We start from the raw sequence: 24,072 nt of genomic DNA on the forward strand, positions 1-24,072 counted from the left end.
GCTTATCCGGCAATTCTCTGACGACGATTCTCCGTCACAGGGAAAAACCACCGAACCAGAGCCTGTGCCGTCTGTCAGACCGACTAGGCTCAGACAATTCCATGCTCGTTCGAGGTCTCATCAATGACTCAAGAACCACTTGTTCGCGAAGCTGAAGTCGCGGCATTTCGCGACGCCGTGTTGACCAAACTCACTTATGCCGTTGGCAAGGACCCGGATCATGCGTTTGATCACGATTGGTTCGAAGCCATTGCCCTGGCCGCCCGCGACCACATGGTCGAACACTGGATGGACCACACGCGGCAGATCTACCGCAAGGGCCAGAAGCGCGTCTATTACCTCTCCCTGGAGTTTCTCATCGGTCGCTTGCTCTACGACAGCCTGAGCAATCTCGGCCTGCTGGACACCGCGCGGGAGGCCCTGACCGAGCTGGGCGTGGACCTGGAGCGCATCCGCCTGCTCGAACCCGATGCGGCGCTGGGCAACGGTGGCCTTGGCCGCTTGGCGGCGTGCTTCATGGAAAGCATGTCCACACTGGGCATCGCCGGCCATGGCTATGGGATTCGTTATGAACACGGCCTGTTTCGCCAGGCCATCGTCGACGGCTGGCAGCAGGAGCAGACCGAGCATTGGCTGGATTTCGGCAACCCGTGGGAGTTCGAGCGGCCAGAGGTGGTCTACCCGATCGGCTTCGGCGGCAGCGTCGAGACTGTGACCGACGACACCGGCAAGACCCGACAAGTCTGGTCCCCGGCCGAAACCGTGCGGGCCATTGCCTATGACACCCCCGTGGTGGGTTGGCGCGGTGCCAGCGTCAATACCCTGCGCCTGTGGCGCGCCCGGGCCGTGGAAGACCTGCACCTGGAACGCTTCAACGCCGGTGACCACTTGGGCGCCGTGGCGGAAGTGGCCCGGGCCGAAAGTATTTCCCGCGTGCTGTACCCGGCCGACAGCACCGAAGCCGGCCAGGAACTGCGCCTGCGCCAAGAGTATTTCTTTGTCGCCGCCTCGTTGCAGGACTTGCTGCGCCGCCATCGCAACATGCACACCTCGGTGCTGACCCTGGGCGATCACGCAGCGATCCAGCTCAACGACACACACCCGTCCATCGCCGTGGCCGAGCTGATGCGGCAACTGGTGGACGTCTATGACGTGGCCTGGGATGCGGCCTGGCAGATCACCCAGGACACGCTGTCCTACACCAATCACACGCTGCTGCCCGAAGCCCTGGAGACCTGGCCGGTGGGGCTGATGGAGCGCATGTTGCCCCGGCACATGCAGATCATCTACCTGATCAACGCCCAGCACATCGATTCGCTGCGGGCCAAAGGCGTGCACGATTTCGACGTGCTGCGTTCGGTTTCGCTGATCGAAGAGGACAACGGCCGCCGGGTGCGCATGGGTAACCTGGCGTTCCTCGGTTCCCACAGCGTCAACGGCGTGTCCGGGTTGCACACCCAACTGATGCGCAGCACGGTGTTCTCCGAGCTGCACAAACTCTATCCGGATCGGATCAACAACAAGACCAACGGCATCACCTTCCGCCGCTGGTTGTTCCAGGCCAACGCCGAATTGACCTCGATGATGGTCGACGCCCTCGGTCCGAGTGTGCTCGACAACCCCGAGGAGCGGCTGATCGAGCTGGAACCGTTCGCCGACAAGCCGGCGTTTCGCAAGCAGTTCGCCGAGCAGCGTCTGCACAGCAAGAAAGCCCTGGCTTACCTGATCCACGAGCGACTGGGCATCGCCGTCAACCCGGCGGCGATGTTCGACGTGCAGGTCAAGCGGATCCACGAGTACAAGCGCCAGTTGCTCAACCTGATGCACACCGTGGCGCTGTACCAGGCGATTCGTGCCGAGCCGGAAGTGGATTGGGTGCCGCGGGTGAAAATTTTCGCCGGCAAGGCCGCCGCCAGTTACCACCAGGCCAAACTGATCATCAAGCTGACCAACGACATCGCCCGGGTGGTGAACAACGACCCGACCGTGCGTGGTTTGCTCAAGGTAGTGTTCCTGCCCAACTACAACGTCAGCCTGGCCGAAAGCATCATCCCGGCGGCGGACCTGTCGGAGCAGATTTCCACGGCCGGCTTCGAAGCGTCGGGCACCAGCAACATGAAGTTCGGTCTCAACGGCGCGCTGACCATCGGTACCATGGACGGCGCCAACGTGGAGATGCATGAGCGCGTCGGCGGTGAGCACATGTTCATTTTCGGCCTGACGGCTGAGCAAGTGGAAGCGCGCAAGCAAAACGGTGAGTTCAGCGCTGCGCCGGACATCGCCGCCTCCCATCGCCTGAACGATGTATTGCAGGCGATACGGGGCGGGGTGTTCTCGCCGGATGACCCGATGCGCTACGCCGGGCTTGTCGACTCGTTGGTGGACTACGACCGCTTCCTGGTGTGCGCCGATTTCGACGCCTACTGGAACGCCCAGGCCAAGGTCGAAGAGCGCTGGCACGACCCCAAGCAATGGTGGCGTTCGGCGGTGCTCAACACCGCGCGCATGGGCTGGTTCTCCTCGGACCGGACCATCCGTGAATACGCCACCGACATCTGGAAAGCCCTGGAGTAGCATTTGCTGCAAGAAATGTGAGCGAAGCCCAACGGCGATTGGGCTTCGTCGATATACTAGGCGCCAGTTTCGCCGGGCTGTGCGGCCGGACTCAGTCATTGGCAGCCAACATTCCAATGTGGGAGCGAGCTTGCTCGCGATAGCGATGTATCAGTCAACCTTAAGGTGTCTGTCATGCCGCTATCGCGAGCAAGCTCGCTCCCACAGGGTTTGGGGGGTTCCACTAGACTGATCCAGGCATCGCATCACCCCGGTTACGCCCGCAACGGGCCGCTTAGGGATATCAACCATGCAATGGATCTTGACGTTGTTGGGCCTGGCACTCGGCTGGGTGGTGGACGCGTCGTTCGCCGATGCGCTGATAGGCGCACTGGTGGGGCTTGGCGTCGCCCAGGCATTTCGATTGGGGCGCCTGGGTGTCCAGGCGGCCAAGCAACAGATTTTGTTGCAAGAAGCTCAGCAGAGCTTGCTCACGTTGGAGGCCCGCCTGGCGCTACTCGAACGCGGCAAGGTGGCCGAACCGAGTGATCCGGCCCCCGCGCCCGAGGTTGTCGTGCCCCAGGCCGCGAAGCCCGCAACGCGCACCGAACCGGAGCTCGTCTGGGAATTGCCGTCAGACCTCGAGCCCGCTCCCGCGATGGCCACCCAGGCCAGCCAGCCGTTGCCCGATGACATTTGGAAGCCCGCGCCAGAGACGTCCAGTCGGCGTGCCGAGCGTGATTTTGCCCCTCTGCCCCTGGAGCCGATGATTGCGGAGCCGGTGGCCCCGCGTGGTCCGAATCTGTTCGACCGCGCCATTATCGGTGCGCGCAACTGGCTGTTCGGCGGCAATACCGTGCTGCGGGTCGGCGTGGTGCTGCTGTTCCTCGGCCTGGCGTTCCTGCTGCGTTATGCCACCGAAGGCATGGTGGTGCCGATCGAGTTGCGTTACGCCGGCGTCGCGGCCAGTGCGCTGGGCCTGTTGGGTCTGGGTTGGTGGCTGCGCCACCGCAACAATAACTATGCGCTGATGTTGCAAGGCACCGGGATCGCCGTGTTGTACCTGACGGTGTTTGCCGCCATGCGCCTGCATCCGTTGCTCGATTCCAAGGCGGCCCTGGGCTTGCTGGTGACGGTGACGGTGTTCTCGGCGATCCTGGCGGTGACCCAGAATGCCCTGGGTCTGGCTGCGGCGGCGGCTCTGGGCGGCTTTGCTGCGCCGATCCTGACCTCCACCGGCAGCGGCAACCACGTCGCGCTGTTCAGTTATTTCATCCTGCTCAATGCCGGCATCCTCGCGATAGCCTGGTTCAAGGCCTGGCGCTTGCTCAACCTGATCGGTTTTGTCGGCACCTTCGGCATCGGTTTCGCCTGGGGCCTGCGTTCCTACACGCCAGAACTGCTCTGGAGCACCGAGCCGTTCCTGATCCTGTTCTTCCTCATCTACCTGGCGATTGGTTTGCTGTTCACCCGCCGCAAGCTGCTGGAAATGAGCGATGCCCCCGAAGACGGCAGCCGCGACGCGTTGTTGCGCTGGTCGGCGCGCAAGGGCGATTACGTGGACGGCAGCATGCTGTTCGGCCCGCCGTTGGTGGGCTTCGGCTTGCAGTTCGCGTTGGTGCAGCACCTGGAGTTTGCCGCCGCCTTCAGCGCCCTGGCCCTGGGCATGATTTACATGGGCCTGGCGCGGCTATTGATGGGCGGCCGCGCCCTGCTGTTGGCGGAAACCTGCCTGGCCCTGGGGGTGATTTTTGCCAGCCTGGCGATCCCCTTGGGGCTCGACGCCCGTTGGACCTCGGCGGCCTGGGCCGTGGAAGGTGCGGGGATCTTCTGGCTGGGCCTGCGCCAGCAACGACCTTTCGCACGAGTCTTTGCTTTGCTGCTGCAATTGGGTTCGGCGCTGGCCTTCCTCAGCGAGTTGCGATCTGGCGAAAGCAGCCTGCTCGACGGCTCACCGTTGGGGGCGTTGATGCTCGGCGGTGCATTGCTGTTCACGTTCTACCAACTGCGCAAGGCAGCCCCTGAACACACTGCGGCTTGGGAGCGCCAAGGCCTGCCGGTGCTGGCGGTGCTGGGCTTGAGTTTCCTCTATCTGCTGGCACCGTTGTTCTTCTTCACCCACGGCACGGCCATCGCCTGGGCCCTGGCCGGATTGGCGACGCTGTTTGTCGGCCTGCGCCTGCAATCGCGCAGTTTCCTGTTCACGGCGTTCGCGGTGCAATTGCTCGGCGGCGCACTGTTCCTGTTGCGCTTGCAAGGCGCCGAGGGTGATTCGGCGGCGGTGTTCAGCGCGGGCTGGAGCGGTTTGCTCAGTGCTTCTCTGATCGGCCTGGCATTGATTGGCGGCATGTTGCTGGCGGCACGCGACGACATGGTGCGCAACGATGTCCGGTTGTTGCGCGGCTTGTCGGTGGTGCTGCTGGCGGGGTTGGTACTGATCAATCTCGCGGTGCTGTTCGTCCTGCCCTGGCAAACCGCGAGTGGTGTGTGGGCGGCCAGCGGGCTGTTGATCATCTGGCTGAGCCTGTACCTGAAACAACGCGTGAGCTTTGTCTTCGGCCTGCTGTTGCAACTGCTGGGCGGTGCGGCGTTCCTGACGGCGGGGCCGGCGTTGCTGGGGCCGCTCAATGCCGAGGATCTGCGGCCCCTGGCCCATAGCGGCTTCTGGACGCCGCTGGTCCTGGGGTTGGCAGCGCTGGTGGGTGCGTGGCGCCTGCAACGGGCGCACGCGGCGCAGGAGCTGGACGCCTTGAGCTTGCAGCGCCTGTCCGAGCTGTTGCTGATCTGGGGCGCGGGTTGGTGGGCGCTGGCATGGGTCAGCGAAGTGCTGCGTTTTGCCCCGGCGAACCTGCAAGGCAGCTTCCTGTTGTTGATCGCGGCCATCAGCGTGGCGGTGTGGAGCGTTTTGTCGCTGCGGTTGAAATGGCCGGCGCTGGGGCTGCTGTGCACCCTGTTGATCCCGGCGGCGGGCTGCGTACTGGTGGCGACGTGGCACAGCCACTATCACCCGGCCGGGAATTTCGGCTGGTTGGCCTGGCTGGCGGTATTTGCCGTGCATTTTCTCTCGCTCAAGCGCCTGGCGCCGATGCTGCCGGCCCGGGCGCGCAGTACGGCCCACGTACTCGGTTGCTGGTTGCTGATGGCGGTGTTGATGCTGGAGTTGCGTTACGGCCTGCTGTTGCTGTCCGAGCAGTACAACGCTTGGCGCTGGCTGGCCTGGGCGATCCTGCCAGGTCTTTATCTGGTGCTGATGGCCACGCCGCGTACCTTGCCATGGCCGGTTTCGGCGCAACCCCGGGAATATCGTGTCTATGCGGCGGCACCCATGGCGCTGTTGATGCTCGGTTGGTTCTGGCTGACCAACACCTTCAGCGATGGCAACTCAGAGCCACTGCCTTATGTGCCGTTGCTCAACCCCTTGGAGCTGGGCCTGCTGTTCGCCTTGTTCGGTATCTATGTGTGGGCTCGCAACGCCGTGGAGCAATCGACGAACCGCTGGAATCGCATCGGTCACATCGCTCAGTTGATCGCCGGTGTGTCGCTGTTCGCGTTCTTTACCGCCCTGGTGATGCGCACTGCTCACCAATGGATGGGGGTGCCCTACGAGCTGGACGCGCTGCTCGAGTCGATGTTCGTGCAGGCCGGGTTGTCCATTGTCTGGACCTTGATCGCCCTGGGTCTGATGATCGGCGGGCATCTGCGTCATCGTCGTGAAGTGTGGCTGATCGGTGCGGCGTTGATCGCCGTGGTCGTGGCCAAGCTGTTCTTTGTCGAATTGAGTAACCGTGGCGGTCTGGCGCGGATCGTGTCGTTCATCGGCGTGGGTGTATTGCTATTGGTGGTGGGCTACTTCGCGCCGCTGCCGCCCAAGCGCCCGGAGACGGTCGCCCAGGATGAGCCGCCTATGCCTGTCAGTGAGGGAGTGTCATCTTGAGTCGCAAGTTGAATCGGATCGGGCTGGGCGTGGTCGGATTGTGGGTGGCGTTGTCAGCTACGGCCCAGGAGCAACCGGCGGATTTCGCCCATCAAGTGCCGTTGGCCCTGAGCGGCGAAGGGCCGTGGTATCGCCTGCCGTTGCCACTGGACGTGCAGTTGCAGGCGCGGCAGACCGACCTGAGCGACCTGCGCGTCTTCAACGCCGCTGGGCAGGCCCAGGCCTACGCCTTGGTGCGCGAGTCGGCTCAGAGCCGGGAAAACCGCACCCTCACCGACGTGAAGTGGTTCCCGCTGTACAACGCCGCTGATGACCACGAGCGCGCGCCCAGCGTACGTGTGCAGTCGAACGCCAATGGCACGCTGGTGGAAGTCCAGCCATCGAGTCGGCTCGAAGCGGGGGAAGAGGAGCTGCGCGGTTGGTTGCTGGATGCCAGCGCGATCAAGGCGCCGTTGCAGCAGTTGGTCCTCGACTGGACCAGCGAGCGCGACGGCTTCCAGCGGTTCACCATCGAAGCCAGTGACGACTTGCAGCACTGGCAATCCTGGGGTGAAGGCCAGGTGGCACGCTTGACCTTTGCCGATGAGCGGGTCGAGCAGCATGAAGTGAACCTGCCGGGGCAACCGGCGCGCTATCTGCGGTTGCTGTGGGATTCGCCGTCCTCCGCGCCGGTGCTGACCTCGGCCCAGCTGCACAGCGCCAGCCGCGAAAGCCTGCCGTTGCCGCTGGTCTGGTCGCAACCGTTGGCTGGCAGCACGACCAAGGCTGGTGAATACACCTGGCAGCTGCCCATGGGGTTGAACATCGAGCAAGTGCAGGTCGAACTGAGCCAGGCCAACAGCCTGGCGCCGGTGACCCTGGCCGGTCGCCGTGAAAGCAGCCATCCCTGGCAGCCACTGGGCAGTGGCTTGCTCTATCGCCTGACCCAGAACGGCCAGGATGTGCTGCAGAACCAACTGCAGCTGTCCGGCCAGACCGTGCAGCAATTGAAACTGACCGTGGACGAGCGTGGCGGCGGCCTGGGAACCGAAGCCCCGGCCCTGCGCTTTGCCGTGCGTCCGACCCAAGTGGTGTTCCTGGCGCGTGGCGAAGGGCCTTACCGCCTGGCGCTGGGCAGCGCGACAGTCAAAGCGGCCAGCTTGCCATTGAGCACGCTAGTGCCTGACTACAAACCGTCGCGCCTGGCGACGCTGGGGACGGCGACGGTGAACGGCGCGGCCACGTCGACGCCGGCTGCGACCCCTGCAACCGCAACCGCGCCTGCGACGGTCGATACCAACTGGAAGAAAATCGGCTTGTGGGCGGTATTGCTGCTGAGCGTGCTGTTCCTCGCGGCGATGGCGTTCAGCCTGCTTCGCAAGCCGCCGGTCAAGAGCTGAGGTGCGTTCATCGCGAGCATGCTCGCTCCTACAATAGACCGCGTTCGTCGAAACAACTCGGTCAACTGTGGGAGCGAGCTTGCTCGCGATGGCGTCCTCTCCAATCACAGAAATATCCAAGCGAGCCGCCACCCCGTGAACTCAATCCTCCATTCCCCGTCTCATAGGAGGAATTAAGTCCCGACTCGCGCTAAACTGCGCTGGTTTTTCCGCCCCCTATTCTTCGGAGCCGTCCATGTCCCGCGTTACCTTGAGTCGCTATTTGATTGAGCAGACCCGCAGCAACAATACCCCTGCCGATCTGCGCTTTTTGATCGAAGTGGTGGCGCGTGCGTGCAAGGAAATCAGCCACGCCGTCTCCAAAGGCGCGTTGGGTGGTGTCCTGGGCAGCATGGGCACCGAAAACGTGCAGGGTGAAGTGCAGAAAAAGCTCGACGTGTTGTCCAACGAAATCCTGCTCGAAGCCAACGAATGGGGCGGTCACCTGGCCGGCATGGCGTCCGAGGAAATGGACAATGCCTACCAGATCCCGGGCAAATACCCCAAGGGTGCCTACCTGCTGGTGTTTGACCCACTGGACGGTTCCTCGAACATCGACATCAACGCGCCGGTCGGCACCATCTTCTCGGTACTGCGCTGCCCGAACGAGTACCTGAGCCAGAACGAAGCCCTGAATGAAAAGGCCTTCCTGCAGCCGGGCACCGAGCAGGTCGCCGCCGGTTATGCCATCTACGGCCCTCAGACCATGCTGGTGCTGACCCTGGGTGACGGCGTCAAGGGCTTCACCCTGGACCGCGAGATGGGCAGCTTCGTACTGACCCACGAAGACATCACCATTCCTGAGACCACCCAGGAATTCGCCATCAACATGTCCAACCAGCGTCACTGGGAAGCCCCGGTAAAACGCTACGTCGAAGAACTGCTGGCAGGCGAAGAAGGCCCGCTGAAGAAGAACTACAACATGCGCTGGGTCGCCGCGATGGTTGCCGATGTGCACCGGATCCTGACCCGTGGCGGCTTGTTCATGTACCCGCGCGACAGCCGCGAGCCGTCCAAGCCGGGCAAGCTGCGCCTGATGTACGAAGCCAACCCGATGTCGTTCCTGGTGGAGCAGGCGGGCGGCGCTTCCACCGACGGTCACCAGCGCATCCTCGATATCAAGCCTGAAGGTCTGCACCAGCGCGTGGCCGTGTTCCTCGGTTCGAAGGAAGAAGTGGCTCGCGCCACGGCTTACCACAAGGAGTAAACCATGGCCGAGCCCTGGCAGCCGTTGCTCGATTGGTGGTTTGGTGCAGCCCAGACACCGGACGAAATAGCGGCTGACAAGGGCAAGCTGTGGTTCGGCAAAGGCCATGATCGCCAGGCGCAAGAGCGCTTCGGCGATCGGGTCGAGCAGGCACTGGCCGGCGGATTGACCAACTGGGCGCAACGCCCGGAAGGTTGGCTGGCCCTGGTGCTGCTACTGGATCAATTCCCGCGGATGATCTTTCGCAATACCCCCAGAAGCTTTTCCGGCGACTTGCGTGCTCAAGCGCTGGTAGCCCAAGGCCTGGCGGCGGGGTTCGACCGACAGCTCAAGCCGATCCAGCGCGTATTTATCTATCTGGTACTCGAACACTGCGAAAACCTGGCGGTGCAGAACGAGGCCGTGTCGCGGTTTATCGACCTGGTCCGAGAGCAACCGGAGGCGGAACGGGCGGTGTTTGAAGACAACCTGGATTATGCCGAGCGGCACCAGAGGATCATTGCGCGGTTTGGACGGTTTCCCCATCGCAATGCGGTGTTGGGACGCGAGTCCACGGCTGAGGAAATGGAGTTTTTGAACAGGCCTGGGTCCAGGTTCTGATTCTTTCGGTGTAGCTGACGCCGCTATCGCGAGCAAGCTCGCTCCCACATTTGACCCCGTTCGCAATCATTAATGTGGGAGCGAGCTTGCTCGCGATGGGGTCTGTCCAGGCGCTAGATCCGGAAACTACCCACCAACTGCTTCAACCGCGCCGCCTGCTGCTCGAGGTCGGCACAAGCGCGCAAGGTGGCTTGCAGGTTTTCCACGCCTTCCTGGTTCAGCGTGTTGATCTCGGTGATGTCGACGTTGATCGACTCCACCACGGCGGTCTGTTCTTCAGTGGCAGTAGCCACGGATTGGTTCATGCCGTCGATTTCACCGATGCGCTGGGTCACGCTGCCCAGGCGTTCGCCGGCCTGGTTGGCGATGCCGACGCTGCTTTCGCTCTGGCGCTGGCTGTCGGTCATGGTCAGCACCGCTTCCCGCGCGCCGACTTGCAGCTCCTCGATCATCTTCTGCACTTGCTGCGCTGAGTCCTGGGTGCGGTGCGCCAGGTTGCGCACTTCATCGGCCACCACCGCGAAGCCGCGCCCGGCTTCACCGGCGCGGGCGGCTTCGATGGCGGCGTTGAGGGCGAGCAGGTTGGTCTGCTGGGAAATGCTGGTGATCACCTCGAGGATCTGGCCGATATTCACTGTGTTGCTGTTCAGGGTTTCGATGTTGCCGCACGAATCGCTGATCTTGGCCGACAACTGCTGCATGGCTGCGATGGTTTTATCCACCACTTGCTGGCCGTCTTCGGCCAGGTTGCGGGCCTCGCTGGAATGTTGCGAGGCGAGGGCGGCGTTCTGGGCGATTTCCTGGGCTGCGGCGCCAAGCTGGTTGATGGCCGCGGCCACGCTGCTGGTGCGCGACGCCTGCTGGTCGGAATTGAACATCGACGAGTTGGACGCACTGACCACGCGCAAGGCGACTTCGTTGACTTGGCCGGTGGCCGAGGCCACTTCGCGGATCGAGGTGTGAATGCGTTCGACAAAGCGGTTGAACGAGGTGCCCAGTGCGCCGAATTCGTCATGGCCGTGAATGACCAGGCGGCGGGTCAGGTCGCCTTCGCCTTCGGCGATGTCATGCATGGCGCGGCCCATGGTCAGCAGCGGTTGCATCAGCACGCGGATCAACATGCCCAGCAGGGCGATGATGAACACCACTGCGATGAACATGGCGATCAGCGCCGAGGTCCGGAATTCGCTGAGCATCGCCAGGGCGGTGTCCTTGTCGAGCACCAGCGCCACGTACCAGTCGGCACCCGGCACGCCGTTGACGTGGGTGAAGGAGATGAATTGGGTCTTGCCGTCGAGGTCGACTTCCTTCACGCCCGGGCTGATTTGCGGCGCGCCGTTGGGGTAGGCCTCGGCCAGGGTCTTGAGCACGCGCTTGCTGTCGGGGTGGATCAGGATCTTGCCATCGGCGCTGACGATGAACGCGTGGCCGTGGCCGCCGAAGTTCAGCGAGTTGATGATGGCGCTGACGCTGGACAGGTCGATGTCCGCACCGGCCACGCCGATCATCTGGCCCTGGTGCTGGACCGGCGTGGCGACGGTGATCACCAGTTTGCCTGATGAGGCGGCGATGTACGGTTCGGTGACAATGGTTTGCTGTGCGCTGTTGGCGGCCTTGTACCAGCCACGGGCGCGCGGGTCGTAGTCGGCGGCGCGATTGCCGGCCGGTACCGAGAACATTACGCCGTCGGTGCCGCCGAAATAGCTGAGTTGGAAGTTTCCGGTGTAGGCCGGCAGGCCCACGGCGCGCTTGAGGCTGTCGGCACTGCTGCCGTCCACGGCGATCTGCTGGGCCAGCGATTGCAGCAATTGGATACGGCCGTCGACCCACGTTTGGATGTTCCGGCTGGTCAGGCTGCCGAGTTCCTGCATGGAGGTCTCGGTGCTGGCATGCAGGCTCTGGCGTTGACGATAGTCGTTGAACAGGATGAAACAGGCGAATGCAACGGCCACCACGAGGGCGGCAGCCAACAGGATTTTATGGCTGAACTTCATGTTTCTGGTCATTAAGAACACTACCGCGGAGGGACGGGTCAAGAAGGGCTGTCAATTTGCCATAGCGCAGGCTTTTGCGCTGTTACTTTTTATCGGCGCAAAAGCCCGGCCCATCAGGCGTCAAGGGTCCAATCCCGACAGAAGGTACGACGGTGTCACAAACCGGGTGATTCATCGACGAAACACCTCTGCACAGCCAATAAATACTGGGGACGTCAGGGAACCAGATAGGGGTTTTCTCTTCTAAGGATCAGGTTGGCACCCTGCCACCTCCCTTCCGTTCCAGGAGTTACACCATGTCGCTGCGATCTATCGCCCTGCTGTTTATGTGCGTCGTGTTGACCGCATGCAGCAAGGTCAACCAGGAAAACTATTCGAAATTGTCGGCTGGCATGCCCAAGGCCGAAGTCGAAACGTTGCTGGGGAAACCAACCGATTGTTCAGGCGCGCTCGGCATGTCCAGCTGTACCTGGGGCGACCAGAAAAGCTTTATCAGCGTGCAGTACGCCGGTGACAAAGTGTTGATGTTTTCCGGCCAAGGCCTGAAGTAAACCGAGGCCAGAGGCCTGCGGGAGAAGAATAATGATGCGGTTAGTTTTTGTGCTTTTGGCTGGCCTGGTATTGGCCGGCTGTGCCACTTCTGGCGAAGATCCGTTGGCGCCCAAGACGGTCAACAGCGTCAATCTCAAGCGTTACCAAGGGACCTGGTATGAGTTGGCCCGTCTGCCCATGTATTTCCAGCGCAATTGCGCACAATCGGAAGCTCACTACATCCTCAAGCCAGACGGCAACGTGGCTGTGCTCAATCGCTGCCTGACCTCGGACTGGCAGTGGGAGGAAGCCAGGGGCACGGCCACGCCGCAGGTGCCGGGCAAGACCGACAAGCTCTGGGTCGAGTTCGACAACTGGTTTTCACGGATCGTGCCGGGCGTGGCGAAAGGGCAATACTGGGTGCTGTACGTCAGCGATGACTACAAGACCGCCATCGTCGGCGACCCGAGCCGTCGCTACATGTGGTTGCTGTCCCGCACACCGACCGTCAATAGCGTCGTGCGCGAGGAGCTGCTGAGCAAGGCGCGCCAGCAGGGTTATGACACGACACGACTGATCTGGCGCGCGTCGGATCGGCAGATGGCCAAGACTTCGAATTGATCGGCTCCTGAGAACCCATGTGGGAGCGAGCTTGCTCGCGATGACGGACTTTCAGCCAACCTCAGTGTTGAATGTGAAGGCCTCTTCGCGAGCAAGCTCGCTCCCACACTTTTTATCCGCGTCAGTCTAGAAGCTCGCGCAATACCTGGGTAAACGCCCGGGCGCTTTCCTCTTCGCCGGCATGACGCCCCTCCCGCACAACCCACCGGCCGCCGACCATCACATCCCGCACCTGACGATCGCCGCCGGCAAACAACCAGCGATTGAGAATCCCGTCGCCATTGGCCGTGGCCAGGTACGGATCGTTGCCATCGAGCACCAGCCAGTCGGCGCGCTTGCCGATGTCGAGGGCGCCGATCGGTTGCCCCAAGGCCTGGGCGCCGCCTTCCAATGCCGCGTCGAACAAGGTGCGGCCGACCATCGGCTGATCCGCCCGATACAGGCGGTTGCGCCGTTGGTCACGCAGGCGCTGGCCATATTCCAGCCAGCGCAATTCTTCCACCACGCTTAATGACACATGGCTGTCGGAACCGATACCCAGGCGCCCGCCCTGGGCGAGGAAATCCACGGCCGGGAAAATCCCGTCGCCCAGGTTGGCTTCGGTGGTCAGGCACAGGCCGGCAATCGCCCGGCTCTTGGCCATGAGGCTGACTTCCTGGGCGTTGGCATGGGTGGCATGAACCAGGCACCAGCGCTGGTCGACCTCAGTGTTTTCGTACAGCCATTGCAGCGGGCGGGCGCCGCTCCAGCTCAGGCAGTCATCGACTTCCTTCTGCTGCTCGGCGATGTGGATGTGCACCGGGCAATCACGGTCGCTGGCGGCCAGCACGTCCTGGATCTGCCCCGGTGTCACGGCGCGCAGCGAGTGGAAACACAAGCCCAGAGCCTGGGACGGTTGCCCGGCCAGGATCGGTTGCAAGCGTGACTGAAGCTTCAAGTAGTTTTCGGTGCTGTTGATGAACCGGCGCTGCCCGTCGTTGGGCGCCTGGCCGCCAAAACCGGAATGGCTGTAGAGCACCGGCAGCAGCGTCAGGCCGATGCCGGCAGCGCTGGCGGCGTGGCTGATGCGCAGGGCCAGCTCCGCCGGGTCGGCGTAGGGCGCGCCGTCGATGTCATGGTGCACGTAATGGAATTCGGCGACCGAGGTGTAGCCGGCCTTGAGCATTTCGATGTATAGCTGGCGAGCGATGACGCCGAGTTGATCCGGGCTGATTTTTCCGACGAGGCGGTACATCAAGTCGCGCCAGGTCCAGAAACTGTCGTTGGGATTGCCCGCCACTTCCGCCAGGCCGGCCATCGCCCGTTGAAAGGCATGGGAGTGCAGGTTCGGCATACCCGGCAACAGCGGACCGCCCAGCCGTTCGGCGCCGTCTGCGTGGGAGCCGGCCTGGATATGGGTCAGGACGCCCTGGGCATCGACCTCAAGACGTACATCATGGGCCCATCCACTAGGCAGCAGCGCGCGTTCGGCAAAGAAGGCGGACATGGTACAACCTCATTGTGCGTAATTTGTATATACATATACAGACGTTTGCCTGGCCGGTAAACTCCGGCAAGCTAGCAACCTTATTCGCAGAACAGGGAACCGCCGTGCCGACTCCGCCTGCCAAACCGCCGCTGGCCGCACACATGGGTGACAGTCCGGCGCCCTTGTACGCCCGCGTCAAACAGATGATCACCCAGCAGATCGACAGTGGAAACTGGCCGCCGCATTACCGCGTGCCGTCGGAAAGCGAGCTGGTCAGCCAGTTGGGCTTCAGTCGCATGACCATCAACCGTGCCTTGCGGGAAATGACCGCCGACGGCCTGTTGGTGCGCATGCAGGGGGTCGGCACATTCGTGGCCGAGCCCAAGAGCCAGTCCGCGTTGTTCGAAGTGCATAACATCGCTGACGAGATCGCCTCCCGCGGCCACCGTCACACCTGCAAGGTCATCACCCTGGAAGAAGAGGCCGCCGGTTCCGAGCGAGCCCTGGCCCTGGACATGCGTGAAGGCCAGAAGGTGTTCCATTCGCTGATCGTGCATTTCGAGAACGACATTCCTGTGCAAATCGAGGACCGTTTCGTCAACGCACTGGTGGCGCCGGACTACCTCAAGCAGGACTTCACCTTGCAGACGCCCTACGCCTATCTGAACCAGGTCGCGCCACTGACCGAGGGTGAGCATGTGGTCGAGGCGATTCTGGCCGAGCCGAGCGAATGCAAGCTGCTGCAGATCGAGCGGGGCGAGCCGTGCCTGTTGATCCGTCGCCGCACCTGGTCCGGGCGCCAACCGGTGACCGCCGCGCGCCTGATCCATCCGGGTTCCCGTCACAGTCTGGAAGGGCGCTTTCATAAATGAGCCAGTTGAAGGTTTTACGCGCTGCCGATTACCCACGCATGCCGTGGAAAAACGGCGGTGGCAGCACCGAGGAAATCACTCGCGATGCCGGCACTGGCCTGGACGGCTTCGGCTGGCGCCTGTCCATTGCCGATATTGCCGAGTCGGGTGGTTTTTCCACGTTTGCCGGTTACGAGCGGATCATCAGCGTCTTGCAGGGGGACGGGATGACGCTGACCGTCGATGGCCAGGCCACGCGACCTTTGCATCCGTTGGACCCCTTTGCCTTCAGTGGCGAGAGCCATGTGCATTGCACCTTGCTGGGCGGCCCCATTCGGGATTTCAACCTGATCTATGCACCGCAGCGTTACCGCGCGCGATTGCAGTGGGTGGGGGGGCAGCAGCGATTCTTCAGCGAAGCGGGGACGTTGCTGGTGTTCAGCGCGGCCCCGGGATTGACCGTCAAGATTGGCGAATCCGCCGTTGTCCTGGGCCTCTACGACTGCTTGCAATTGAGCGGTAACACCGGGCTGCTGGACATCACCAGCCACGGCCAATGCTGTGTGATCGAGCTGACGGCTCACTGATTTTCGGCGAAGCGCTCTAGTGTCGAGGGAGCTTGCTCCCTCGCCACAAAAGCCACCTCACCGTTTCCTCCAGCGCGCACCAACTTGTTACCAAACGCCCCAGCGTGGCGCAGAACCGGGCTGCCAAAACCTGCTTGTCTCCTGCATAAATCCCCTCCTTCATAAATTTCATCTGGCTCTCAAACCGCTCAACCACGGGCCTTTCAGCCAATCCTCAAGTCATCCTGCCAGCGTGTCTTCGACAAGTTGGCCGCTTGATTGCATATGCTTGTACATACAAGTAAAGACGTATGCGTATGAGTCGTCGATATTCAACGCAACGTTCGTAGAAATCGCTGCCCACTGCCCGGGCTGGTCTGGATTGATCGCTGAGGAGTTTTTGCTGTGACCGACGCTACCCGCAAACCCGAAAAATACCGTGACGTTGAAATCCGCGCCCCTCGCGGTAACACGCTGACCGCCAAGAGCTGGCTGACTGAAGCGCCGCTGCGCATGCTGATGAACAACCTCGACCCGGAAGTGGCCGAGAACCCAAAGGAACTGGTGGTCTACGGTGGCATCGGCCGCGCGGCGCGCAATTGGGAGTGCTACGACAAGATCGTCGAAAGCCTGACCAACCTGAATGACGACGAAACCCTGCTGGTGCAATCCGGCAAGCCGGTGGGCGTGTTCAAGACCCACAGCAACGCCCCTCGCGTCCTGATCGCCAACTCCAACCTGGTGCCGCATTGGGCCAGTTGGGAGCACTTCAACGAACTCGACGCCAAGGGCCTGGCCATGTACGGCCAGATGACTGCGGGTAGCTGGATCTACATCGGCAGCCAGGGCATCGTCCAAGGGACGTATGAAACCTTCGTCGAGGCCGGTCGCCAGCACTACGATTCCAACCTCAAGGGCCGTTGGGTCCTGACCGCCGGTTTGGGTGGCATGGGCGGTGCCCAACCCCTGGCCGCGACCCTGGCCGGCGCGTGCTCGCTGAACATCGAGTGCCAGCAGGTCAGTATCGATTTCCGCCTGAAAACCCGCTACGTCGACGAGCAGGCCAAGGACCTCGACGACGCCCTGGCGCGCATCGAGAAATACACTGCCGAAGGCAAGGCGATTTCCATCGCGCTGTGTGGGAACGCTGCTGAAATCCTGCCGGAAATGGTTCGTCGTGGCGTGCGCCCGGACATGGTCACCGACCAGACCAGCGCCCACGATCCCCTCAACGGCTACCTGCCGGCCGGCTGGACCTGGGACGAATACCGTGCCCGCGCCAAGACCGAGCCCGCTGCCGTGGTGAAGGCCGCCAAGCAATCGATGGCCGTCCACGTCAAAGCCATGCTGGCGTTCCAGAAAATGGGCGTGCCGACCTTCGACTACGGCAACAATATCCGCCAGATGGCCCAGGAAGAGGGCGTCGAAAATGCCTTCGACTTCCCGGGTTTCGTCCCGGCGTATATCCGTCCCCTGTTCTGCCGCGGCATCGGCCCGTTCCGTTGGGCTGCGCTGTCCGGTGACCCCCAGGACATTTACAAGACCGACGCCAAGGTCAAGGAACTGATCCCCGACGACGCTCACCTGCACAACTGGCTGGACATGGCCCGCGAGCGCATCAGCTTCCAGGGCTTGCCGGCACGGATCTGCTGGGTCGGCCTGGGCCAGCGCGCCAAGTTGGGCCTGGCCTTCAACGAGATGGTGCGCAGCGGTGAATTGTCGGCGCCGATCGTCATCGGTCGCGACCACCTGGACTCCGGTTCCGTGGCCAGCCCGAACCGTGAAACCGAATCCATGCAGGACGGCTCCGACGCCGTTTCCGACTGGCCGCTGCTCAACGCCTTGCTCAACACCGCCAGCGGCGCGACCTGGGTGTCGTTGCACCACGGTGGTGGCGTCGGCATGGGCTTCTCCCAGCATTCGGGCATGGTGATCGTCTGCGACGGTACCGACGAAGCGGCCGAGCGTATTGCTCGCGTACTGCACAACGACCCGGGCACCGGGGTGATGCGCCATGCCGATGCCGGTTACCAGATCGCCATCGATTGTGCCAAGGAGCAGGGGCTGAACTTGCCGATGATCACCGGCAAATAACCCCGGGCCCCTTGTGGGAGCGAGCTTGCTCGCGATGAGGGAGTGTCAGTCAACAGCATTGTCTGCTGACCCACCGCTATCGCGAGCAAGCTCGCTCCCACAGGGAAGCAGTAGCGCAATGAATTCCAGAACAATCCACAGAGGTTGAACCATGGCTGTCACCAGCACACGCGCAAGCAGCAAGCCGTTGATCGAGAAGCGCTCGATCGACTACATCCCGGAAGCGGAGAGACACGGTCGGCTGTTGAGCCAGTTCACCCTCTGGATGGGGGCCAACCTGCAAATCACTGCCATTGTCACCGGTGCGTTGGCGGTGGTGCTGGGCGGTGATGTGTTCTGGTCGTTGATCGGTTTGCTGATCGGCCAAGTGCTCGGCGGTGGCGTCATGGCCTTGCATGCCGCGCAAGGGCCCAAGCTTGGCCTGCCGCAGATGATCTCCAGCCGGGTGCAGTTCGGTGTGTATGGGGCGGCCATCCCGATCGTGCTGGTGTGCCTGATGTACTTGGGTTTCACCGCGACGGGCACCGTGCTTTCCGGCCAGGCGCTGGGCCAGTTGTTCGGCGTCAGCGACAGTGCCGGTATCCTCATTTTCGCCAGTGTCATCGTGCTGGTCACGGTGCTGGGTTATCGGGTGATTCACTTCATCGGCCGGGTCGCCAGCGTTATTGGTGTGATTGCCTTTGTCTACCTGTTCGCTCGCCTGATCAGCCAGACGGACGTTGGCGCACTCCTGCAAATCCGCCATTTCAGCTGGAGCAGTTTCCTGCTGGCGGTGTCGCTCGCGGCCTCCTGGCAGATCGCCTTCGGCCCCTACGTGGCTGACTATTCGCGTTACCTGCCGAGCAAGACGTCCTCGGTAAAAACCTTTTTCGCCGCAGGCGCCGGCTCGGTCATCGGCGCACAGGTGGCGATGATCCTCGGCGTGTTTGCCGCCGCCTCGGCCAACGGGCAATTCGCCGGTCACGAAGTGGCCTACATCGTTGGCCTGGGGGGCACCGGCGCCACCGCTGCGCTGCTGTACTTCAGCATCGCGTTCGGCAAGGTCACCATCTCCACGCTGAACTCCTACGGCAGCTTCATGTGCATTGCCACCATCATCAGCGGTTTCCGGGGTCACCTGAACGTCACGCGCTTGCAGCGTCTGGTCTTCGTGCTGTTCATCGTCGGCGCCGCGACCCTGATCGCGCTGCTCGGCCAGCACTCGTTCCTCGGTGCGTTCAAGTCTTTCATCCTGTTCTTGCTGGCGTTCTTTACGCCTTGGAGCGCGATCAACCTGGTGGACTACTACTGCATCACCCGCGAGCGCTATGACGTGCCGGCACTGGCCGACCCGAACGGCCGCTACGGTCGTTGGAACGCCTTGGGTATCAGCGTCTATGTCTTCGGTGTACTGGTTCAACTGCCGTTCATTGCCACCAAGTTCTATACCGGTCCGCTGGTGGGAGCCATGGGCGGTGTGGATATCTCCTGGATCATCGGCCTGGTGGTCCCGGCGGCGCTGTATTACGTCCTCGCCAACAAGTGGCACAGCGCAGTACCCGATCAATTGATCCTGCCGCTCGAGCAGGACGCGGTTGACGCACAACCGAGCAGGGCGGGCCGCATTCAAGCGGTCTGATGGGACGTTGACAGGGCTGGATGCCTCTTGACTGCCGTAAGCCAATCCAACTGATTAGGAGCGTCACATAATGAAGTCGAACAAGACCCTGCTGACCACATTGCTTTCCATGGGCCTGTTGGCCAGCGCCGGCGCCACGCAAGCAGCGGGTTGGTGCGAGTCGGGCAAACCGGTGAAGTTCGCCGGCCTGAACTGGGAAAGCGGCATGCTGCTGACCGACGTCCTGCAAGTGGTGCTGGAAAAAGGCTACGACTGCAAGACTGACAGTCTGCCGGGCAACTCCATCACCATGGAAAACGCCCTGAGCAGCAACGACATCCAGGTATTCGCCGAAGAGTGGGTCGGCCGTAGCGAGGTGTGGAACAAGGCCGAGAAGGCCGGCAAGGTGGTCGGCGTCGGTGCCCCGGTGGTGGGCGCCATCGAAGGCTGGTATGTGCCGCGCTACGTGGTTGAAGGCGACGCCAAGCGCAAGCTCGAAGCCAAGGCCCCTGGCCTGAAGAACATTGCTGACCTGGGCCAGTACGCCGCCGTGTTCAAGGACCCGGAAGAACCGTCCAAAGGCCGTTTCTACAACTGCCCGGCCGGCTGGACCTGCGAGTTGGACAACAGCGAAATGCTGAAAAGCTACGGCTTGGAAAAAACCTACACCAACTTCCGTCCAGGCACCGGCCCGGCCCTGGATGCCGCAGTGTTGTCGAGCTACAAGCGTGGCGAGCCGATCCTGTTCTACTACTGGTCGCCAACGCCACTGATGGGCCAGGTAGACCTGGTGAAACTGGAAGAAAAACCGGGCGTGGATAAAAGCGTGAGCATCAAGGTCGGCCTGTCCAAGACGTTCCACGACGAAGCCCCGGAACTGGTGGCGGTGCTGGAAAAGGTCAACCTGCCGATCGATATCCTGAACCAGAACCTTGGGCGCATGGCCAAAGAGCGGATCGAGTCGCCGAAACTGGCGAAGATCTTCCTGAAGGAACATCCTGAAGTCTGGCACGCCTGGGTCAGTGAAGACGCTGCCAAGAAAATCGACGCGGCTCTGTAGGTCGAATCTTTCCCGGCCAACCGTGGGGCTGGCCGGGACGTTCACCGCATCCACTTGATCGAGAGTCTCTTATGTTTCCCGAAAGCTTTACCTTCTCCATCGCCGATTGGGTCAACGGTTGGGTCGACTCCCTGGTGACCAACTATGGCGATGTGTTCCGGCACATCTCCGACACCCTGCTGTGGGCCATCGTCAATCTGGAAGGCCTGTTGCGCATGGCGCCCTGGTGGCTGATGCTGGCCATCGTCGGCGGCATTGCCTGGCACGCCACCCGCAAGGTCGTGGCCACGGCAGTCATCGTCGGCCTGTTGTTCCTGGTGGGTGCGGTAGGCCTGTGGGATAAGCTGATGCAGACCCTCGCCCTGATGCTGGTGGCGACGCTGATCTCGGTGTTGATCGGCATTCCCCTGGGCATTCTCTCGGCACGCAGCAACCGCCTGCGTTCGGTGCTGATGCCGTTGCTGGACATCATGCAGACCATGCCGAGCTTCGTGTACCTGATTCCGGTGTTGATGCTGTTCGGCCTGGGCAAGGTGCCGGCGATTTTCGCCACGGTGATCTACGCCGCGCCGCCATTGATCCGCCTGACCGACCTGGGCATCCGCCAGGTGGACGGCGAAGTGATGGAAGCCATCAACGCCTTCGGCGCCAACCGCTGGCAGCAGCTGTTCGGCGTGCAATTGCCCCTGGCCCTGCCGAGCATCATGGCCGGGATCAACCAGACCACCATGATGGCCCTGTCGATGGTGGTCATCGCCTCGATGATCGGCGCCCGTGGCCTGGGCGAAGACGTGCTGGTGGGCATCCAGACCCTCAACGTCGGGCGCGGCCTGGAAGCGGGGCTGGCCATCGTGATTCTCGCCGTGGTCATCGACCGCATTACCCAGGCCTATGGTCGCCCTCGGCATGAGGTGAGCAAATGAGCAACGCAGCCGTCAGCAAGATCGAAGTCAAGAACGTCTTCAAAATTTTCGGCAATCGCTCCAAGGAAGCCCTGGAGCTGATCCGCCAGAACAAGACCAAGGACCAGGTGCTGGCCGAAACCGGCTGCGTGGTCGGCGTCAACGACCTGTCGCTGAGCATCGGCACTGGTGAGATCTTCGTGATCATGGGCCTGTCCGGCTCCGGCAAGTCCACCCTGGTGCGCCACTTCAACCGGCTGATCGATCCTACGAGTGGCGCGATCCTGGTGGACGGTGAAGACATCCTGCAACTGGACATGGACGCCCTGCGCGAGTTTCGCCGGCACAAGATCAGCATGGTGTTCCAGAGCTTCGGCCTGCTGCCCCACAAGAGCGTGCAGGACAACGTCGCCTATGGCTTGAAAGTGCGTGGCGAGAGCAAGCAGGTGTGCGCCGAGCGGGCGCTGCACTGGATCAACACCGTGGGCCTGAAAGGCTACGAGAACAAATACCCGCACCAGCTCTCCGGCGGCATGCGCCAGCGCGTGGGCCTGGCCCGGGCCTTGGCGGCGGACACCGACATCATCCTGATGGACGAAGCCTTCAGCGCCCTCGACCCGCTGATCCGCGCGGAAATGCAGGACCAGTTGCTGGAGCTGCAAAAGACCCTGCACAAGACCATCGTCTTCATCACCCACGACCTCGACGAGGCCGTGCGCATCGGTAACCGCATTGCGATTCTCAAGGACGGCAAGCTGATCCAGGTCGGCACGCCCCGGGAGATCCTGCATTCGCCGGCGGATGAGTATGTCGATCGGTTCGTGCAGCGGCGAACGGCGGTGGTGTAAGGCTGTGGTGGCCGGTGTGTGCTTTGTGGCGAGGGAGCTTGCTCCCGCTCGGGCGCGCAGCGGCCGCTTTTTTGGGCCTGCTGCGCAGTCCAGCGGGAGCAAGCTCCCTCGCCACAAGGACGGCCCACTTTGGAATGCGTACCCTGTGGGAGCGAGCTTGCTCGCGATAGGGCCGGCCCAGCAGCATCAATATTCAAGTTGTACAGACGAGGTTGAGGATGTCCCAGGCTGAAAAAATCGTAATCACCGGCGCTCCGTTGCGCTGGCAGGACGTCGTCGCCGTCGCCCGCTTCGGTGCCGAGCTCGAGCTGTCGACCCAGACCTGGGCGCGGATCGACAATGCCCAGGCCATCGTCCAGCGCATCGTCGAAAGCGGCGAGCGCGCTTACGGCGTCAATACCGGCCTGGGGGCCTTGTGCAATGTCTCGCTCAAGGACGAACAACTCAGCCAACTGTCACGCAACACCCTGCTCAGCCATGCCTGTGGCGTCGGCGCGCCGCTGACTGATGAACAGACCCGGGCGATCCTCTGCGCCGCCATCCTCAACTACAGCCAGGGCAAGTCCGGCATCCATCGCCGGGTGGTCGAGGCGTTGCTCGCACTGCTCAATCGCGGCATCACGCCGCAAGTGCCGTCCCAGGGTTCGGTGGGTTACCTGACCCACATGGCCCACATCGGCATCGCGCTGCTGGGCGTTGGTCAGGTCAGCTATCGCGGACAAATAGTCCCGGCGCAACAGGCCTTGGCCGCCGAGGGTTTGCATCCGGTGCAACTGGGGGCCAAGGACGGTCTGTGCCTGGTCAACGGCACCCCGTGCATGACCGGCCTCAGTTGCCTGGCCTTGGCCGATGCGACGCGGCTGGTGCAGTGGGCCGACGTGATCGGCGCCATGAGCTTCGAGGCCCAGCGCGGGCAGATTGCCGCGTTCGATGCCGAGATCATCGCCCTCAAGCCACACCCGGGCATGCAGCAGGTTGGGGTCAACTTGCGGGCCTTGCTCGACGGTAGCGAAGTCATTGCCGCGAGCCTGGGCATTCGCACCCAGGACGCCTTGAGCATCCGCTCGATCCCCCAGGTGCACGGCGCGGCTCGCGATCAGTTGGCCCACGCCCGGCAACAGATCGAAACCGAACTCAACGCGGTCACCGATAACCCGCTGCTGCTGGGTACGCCGGAAAAATTCCGGGTCATGTCCCAGGCCAACCCCCACGGCCAATCGGTGGCCTTGGCGGCGGACTTGCTGGCGATTGCCATGGCCGAAATCGGCTCCATCGCCGAGCGTCGCCTAGACCGCTTGATCAACCCCCACGTCAGCGGCTTGCCAGCCTTCCTGGTGGCCAATCCCGGCGTGAACTCGGGGATGATGATCGTGCAATACGTTGCCGCGTCGCTGTGCGCGGAGAACAAGCAACTGGCGCAACCGGCGGTGCTGGACAATTTCGTCACCTCCGGTTTGCAGGAAGATCACCTGAGCATGGGCACCAACGCCGCCCTGAAGCTGCACCGGGCGCTGGAAAACTGCGCGCAGATCCTCGCCATCGAGTACCTGCTGGCGGCCCAGGCTTTTGAGTTTCTCAAGGCCCAGCGTTTCGGCGCCGGCACCGACATTGCCTGGAAGCTGCTGCGCGAGCGCGTTCCGGCCTACGACCAGGACCGCTGGCTGGCGCCGGACATCGCCAGTGCCGCCGGGTTGCTCAAGGATCCCTTTGTGCTGCACAACGCTTTACCTGATTTGAATTGATCAAAAAACGCCAGCGTGCCAAGACACCCATTGCCCACAAGGCATCGCCCAAAGCGAAGGTGACGGATAACGGAACATTCCGGAGC

The 24,072-nt window shown here is 62.5% G+C and carries 17 protein-coding genes; 15 read left to right on the forward strand and 2 right to left on the reverse strand.

Annotation, left to right across the window (positions count from 1 at the left end; all coding sequences use genetic code 11):
- The first annotated feature begins 123 nt into the window (after positions 1 to 123).
- From AB7M32_RS06380 to AB7M32_RS06400, 5 genes are all read left to right on the forward strand, one after another.
- Complete coding sequence (locus AB7M32_RS06380) at positions 124 to 2,574, forward strand: glycogen/starch/alpha-glucan phosphorylase (RefSeq protein ID WP_454249410.1); 2,451 nt, start codon at positions 124 to 126, stop codon at positions 2,572 to 2,574.
- Positions 2,575 to 2,863: 289 nt separating this feature from the next.
- The gene (locus tag AB7M32_RS06385; protein WP_454249411.1) at positions 2,864 to 6,487 is read left to right on the forward strand and encodes a DUF2339 domain-containing protein; all 3,624 of its coding nucleotides are present in this window, start codon (positions 2,864 to 2,866) and stop codon (positions 6,485 to 6,487) included.
- A complete protein-coding gene (locus tag AB7M32_RS06390; RefSeq protein WP_454249412.1) occupies positions 6,484 to 7,866 on the forward strand; it encodes a DUF3999 domain-containing protein in 1,383 nt (460 codons plus the stop codon). Before AB7M32_RS06385 ends, AB7M32_RS06390 begins: the two co-directional genes overlap by 4 nt.
- A gap of 235 nt (positions 7,867 to 8,101) precedes the next feature.
- The gene (locus AB7M32_RS06395; protein WP_018607993.1) at positions 8,102 to 9,112 is read left to right on the forward strand and encodes a class 1 fructose-bisphosphatase; all 1,011 of its coding nucleotides are present in this window, start codon (positions 8,102 to 8,104) and stop codon (positions 9,110 to 9,112) included.
- A 3-nt stretch (positions 9,113 to 9,115) separates the two neighbouring features.
- Positions 9,116 to 9,712, forward strand: a complete 597-nt coding sequence (locus AB7M32_RS06400; protein WP_454249413.1) for a DUF924 family protein — start codon at positions 9,116 to 9,118, stop codon at positions 9,710 to 9,712.
- Positions 9,713 to 9,825: 113 nt separating this feature from the next.
- On the opposite strand, the gene AB7M32_RS06405 is transcribed toward AB7M32_RS06400, so the two are convergent.
- On the reverse strand, positions 9,826 to 11,718 hold the full coding sequence (locus AB7M32_RS06405; RefSeq protein WP_454249414.1) for a methyl-accepting chemotaxis protein: 1,893 nt from the start codon (positions 11,716 to 11,718) through the stop codon (positions 9,826 to 9,828).
- 284 nt (positions 11,719 to 12,002) lie between these two features.
- On the opposite strand from AB7M32_RS06405, the gene AB7M32_RS06410 reads away from it, so the two are divergent.
- Both AB7M32_RS06410 and AB7M32_RS06415 read left to right on the forward strand, forming a co-directional pair.
- A complete protein-coding gene (locus tag AB7M32_RS06410; RefSeq protein WP_003186715.1) occupies positions 12,003 to 12,257 on the forward strand; it encodes a hypothetical protein in 255 nt (84 codons plus the stop codon).
- A gap of 31 nt (positions 12,258 to 12,288) precedes the next feature.
- A complete protein-coding gene (locus AB7M32_RS06415; RefSeq protein WP_072407428.1) occupies positions 12,289 to 12,858 on the forward strand; it encodes a lipocalin family protein in 570 nt (189 codons plus the stop codon).
- Positions 12,859 to 12,979: 121 nt separating this feature from the next.
- Here the strand turns inward: AB7M32_RS06415 and AB7M32_RS06420 are convergent, their stop codons facing one another.
- On the reverse strand, positions 12,980 to 14,344 hold the full coding sequence (locus tag AB7M32_RS06420; RefSeq protein ID WP_454249415.1) for a formimidoylglutamate deiminase: 1,365 nt from the start codon (positions 14,342 to 14,344) through the stop codon (positions 12,980 to 12,982).
- A 143-nt stretch (positions 14,345 to 14,487) separates the two neighbouring features.
- Between AB7M32_RS06420 and hutC the strand changes: the two genes are divergently transcribed.
- The 8 genes from hutC to hutH all read left to right on the forward strand — a co-directional run bounded on the left by hutC (position 14,488) and on the right by hutH (position 23,986).
- Positions 14,488 to 15,198, forward strand: coding sequence for a histidine utilization repressor (hutC, locus tag AB7M32_RS06425; protein WP_170842365.1), 711 nt, complete (start codon positions 14,488 to 14,490; stop codon positions 15,196 to 15,198).
- Positions 15,195 to 15,764 carry a HutD/Ves family protein gene (locus AB7M32_RS06430; RefSeq protein WP_454249416.1) on the forward strand — a complete coding sequence of 190 codons (570 nt, stop codon included), beginning with the start codon at positions 15,195 to 15,197 and terminating at the stop codon, positions 15,762 to 15,764. Before hutC ends, AB7M32_RS06430 begins: the two co-directional genes overlap by 4 nt.
- Before the next feature lie 384 nt (positions 15,765 to 16,148).
- On the forward strand, positions 16,149 to 17,837 hold the full coding sequence (gene hutU / locus AB7M32_RS06435) for a urocanate hydratase (protein WP_039592729.1): 1,689 nt from the start codon (positions 16,149 to 16,151) through the stop codon (positions 17,835 to 17,837).
- 151 nt (positions 17,838 to 17,988) lie between these two features.
- Positions 17,989 to 19,455: a purine-cytosine permease family protein gene (locus AB7M32_RS06440; protein ID WP_454249417.1), complete on the forward strand. Its 1,467-nt coding sequence runs from the start codon at positions 17,989 to 17,991 to the stop codon at positions 19,453 to 19,455.
- Between the two features lie 70 nt (positions 19,456 to 19,525).
- Positions 19,526 to 20,494 (forward strand): ABC transporter substrate-binding protein, encoded by a 969-nt coding sequence (locus AB7M32_RS06445; RefSeq protein ID WP_014336129.1) that lies wholly within the window; start codon positions 19,526 to 19,528, stop codon positions 20,492 to 20,494.
- Positions 20,495 to 20,565: 71 nt separating this feature from the next.
- The gene (locus AB7M32_RS06450; RefSeq protein ID WP_003196893.1) at positions 20,566 to 21,417 is read left to right on the forward strand and encodes an ABC transporter permease; all 852 of its coding nucleotides are present in this window, start codon (positions 20,566 to 20,568) and stop codon (positions 21,415 to 21,417) included.
- The gene (locus tag AB7M32_RS06455) at positions 21,414 to 22,244 is read left to right on the forward strand and encodes a quaternary amine ABC transporter ATP-binding protein (protein ID WP_454249418.1); all 831 of its coding nucleotides are present in this window, start codon (positions 21,414 to 21,416) and stop codon (positions 22,242 to 22,244) included. Before AB7M32_RS06450 ends, AB7M32_RS06455 begins: the two co-directional genes overlap by 4 nt.
- 218 nt (positions 22,245 to 22,462) lie before the next feature.
- Positions 22,463 to 23,986, forward strand: a complete 1,524-nt coding sequence (hutH, locus tag AB7M32_RS06460) for a histidine ammonia-lyase (protein ID WP_454249419.1) — start codon at positions 22,463 to 22,465, stop codon at positions 23,984 to 23,986.
- The last annotated feature ends 86 nt before the right edge of the window (positions 23,987 to 24,072 follow it).

It is taken from the genome of Pseudomonas sp. R151218B TE3479 (genome assembly GCF_053629195.1).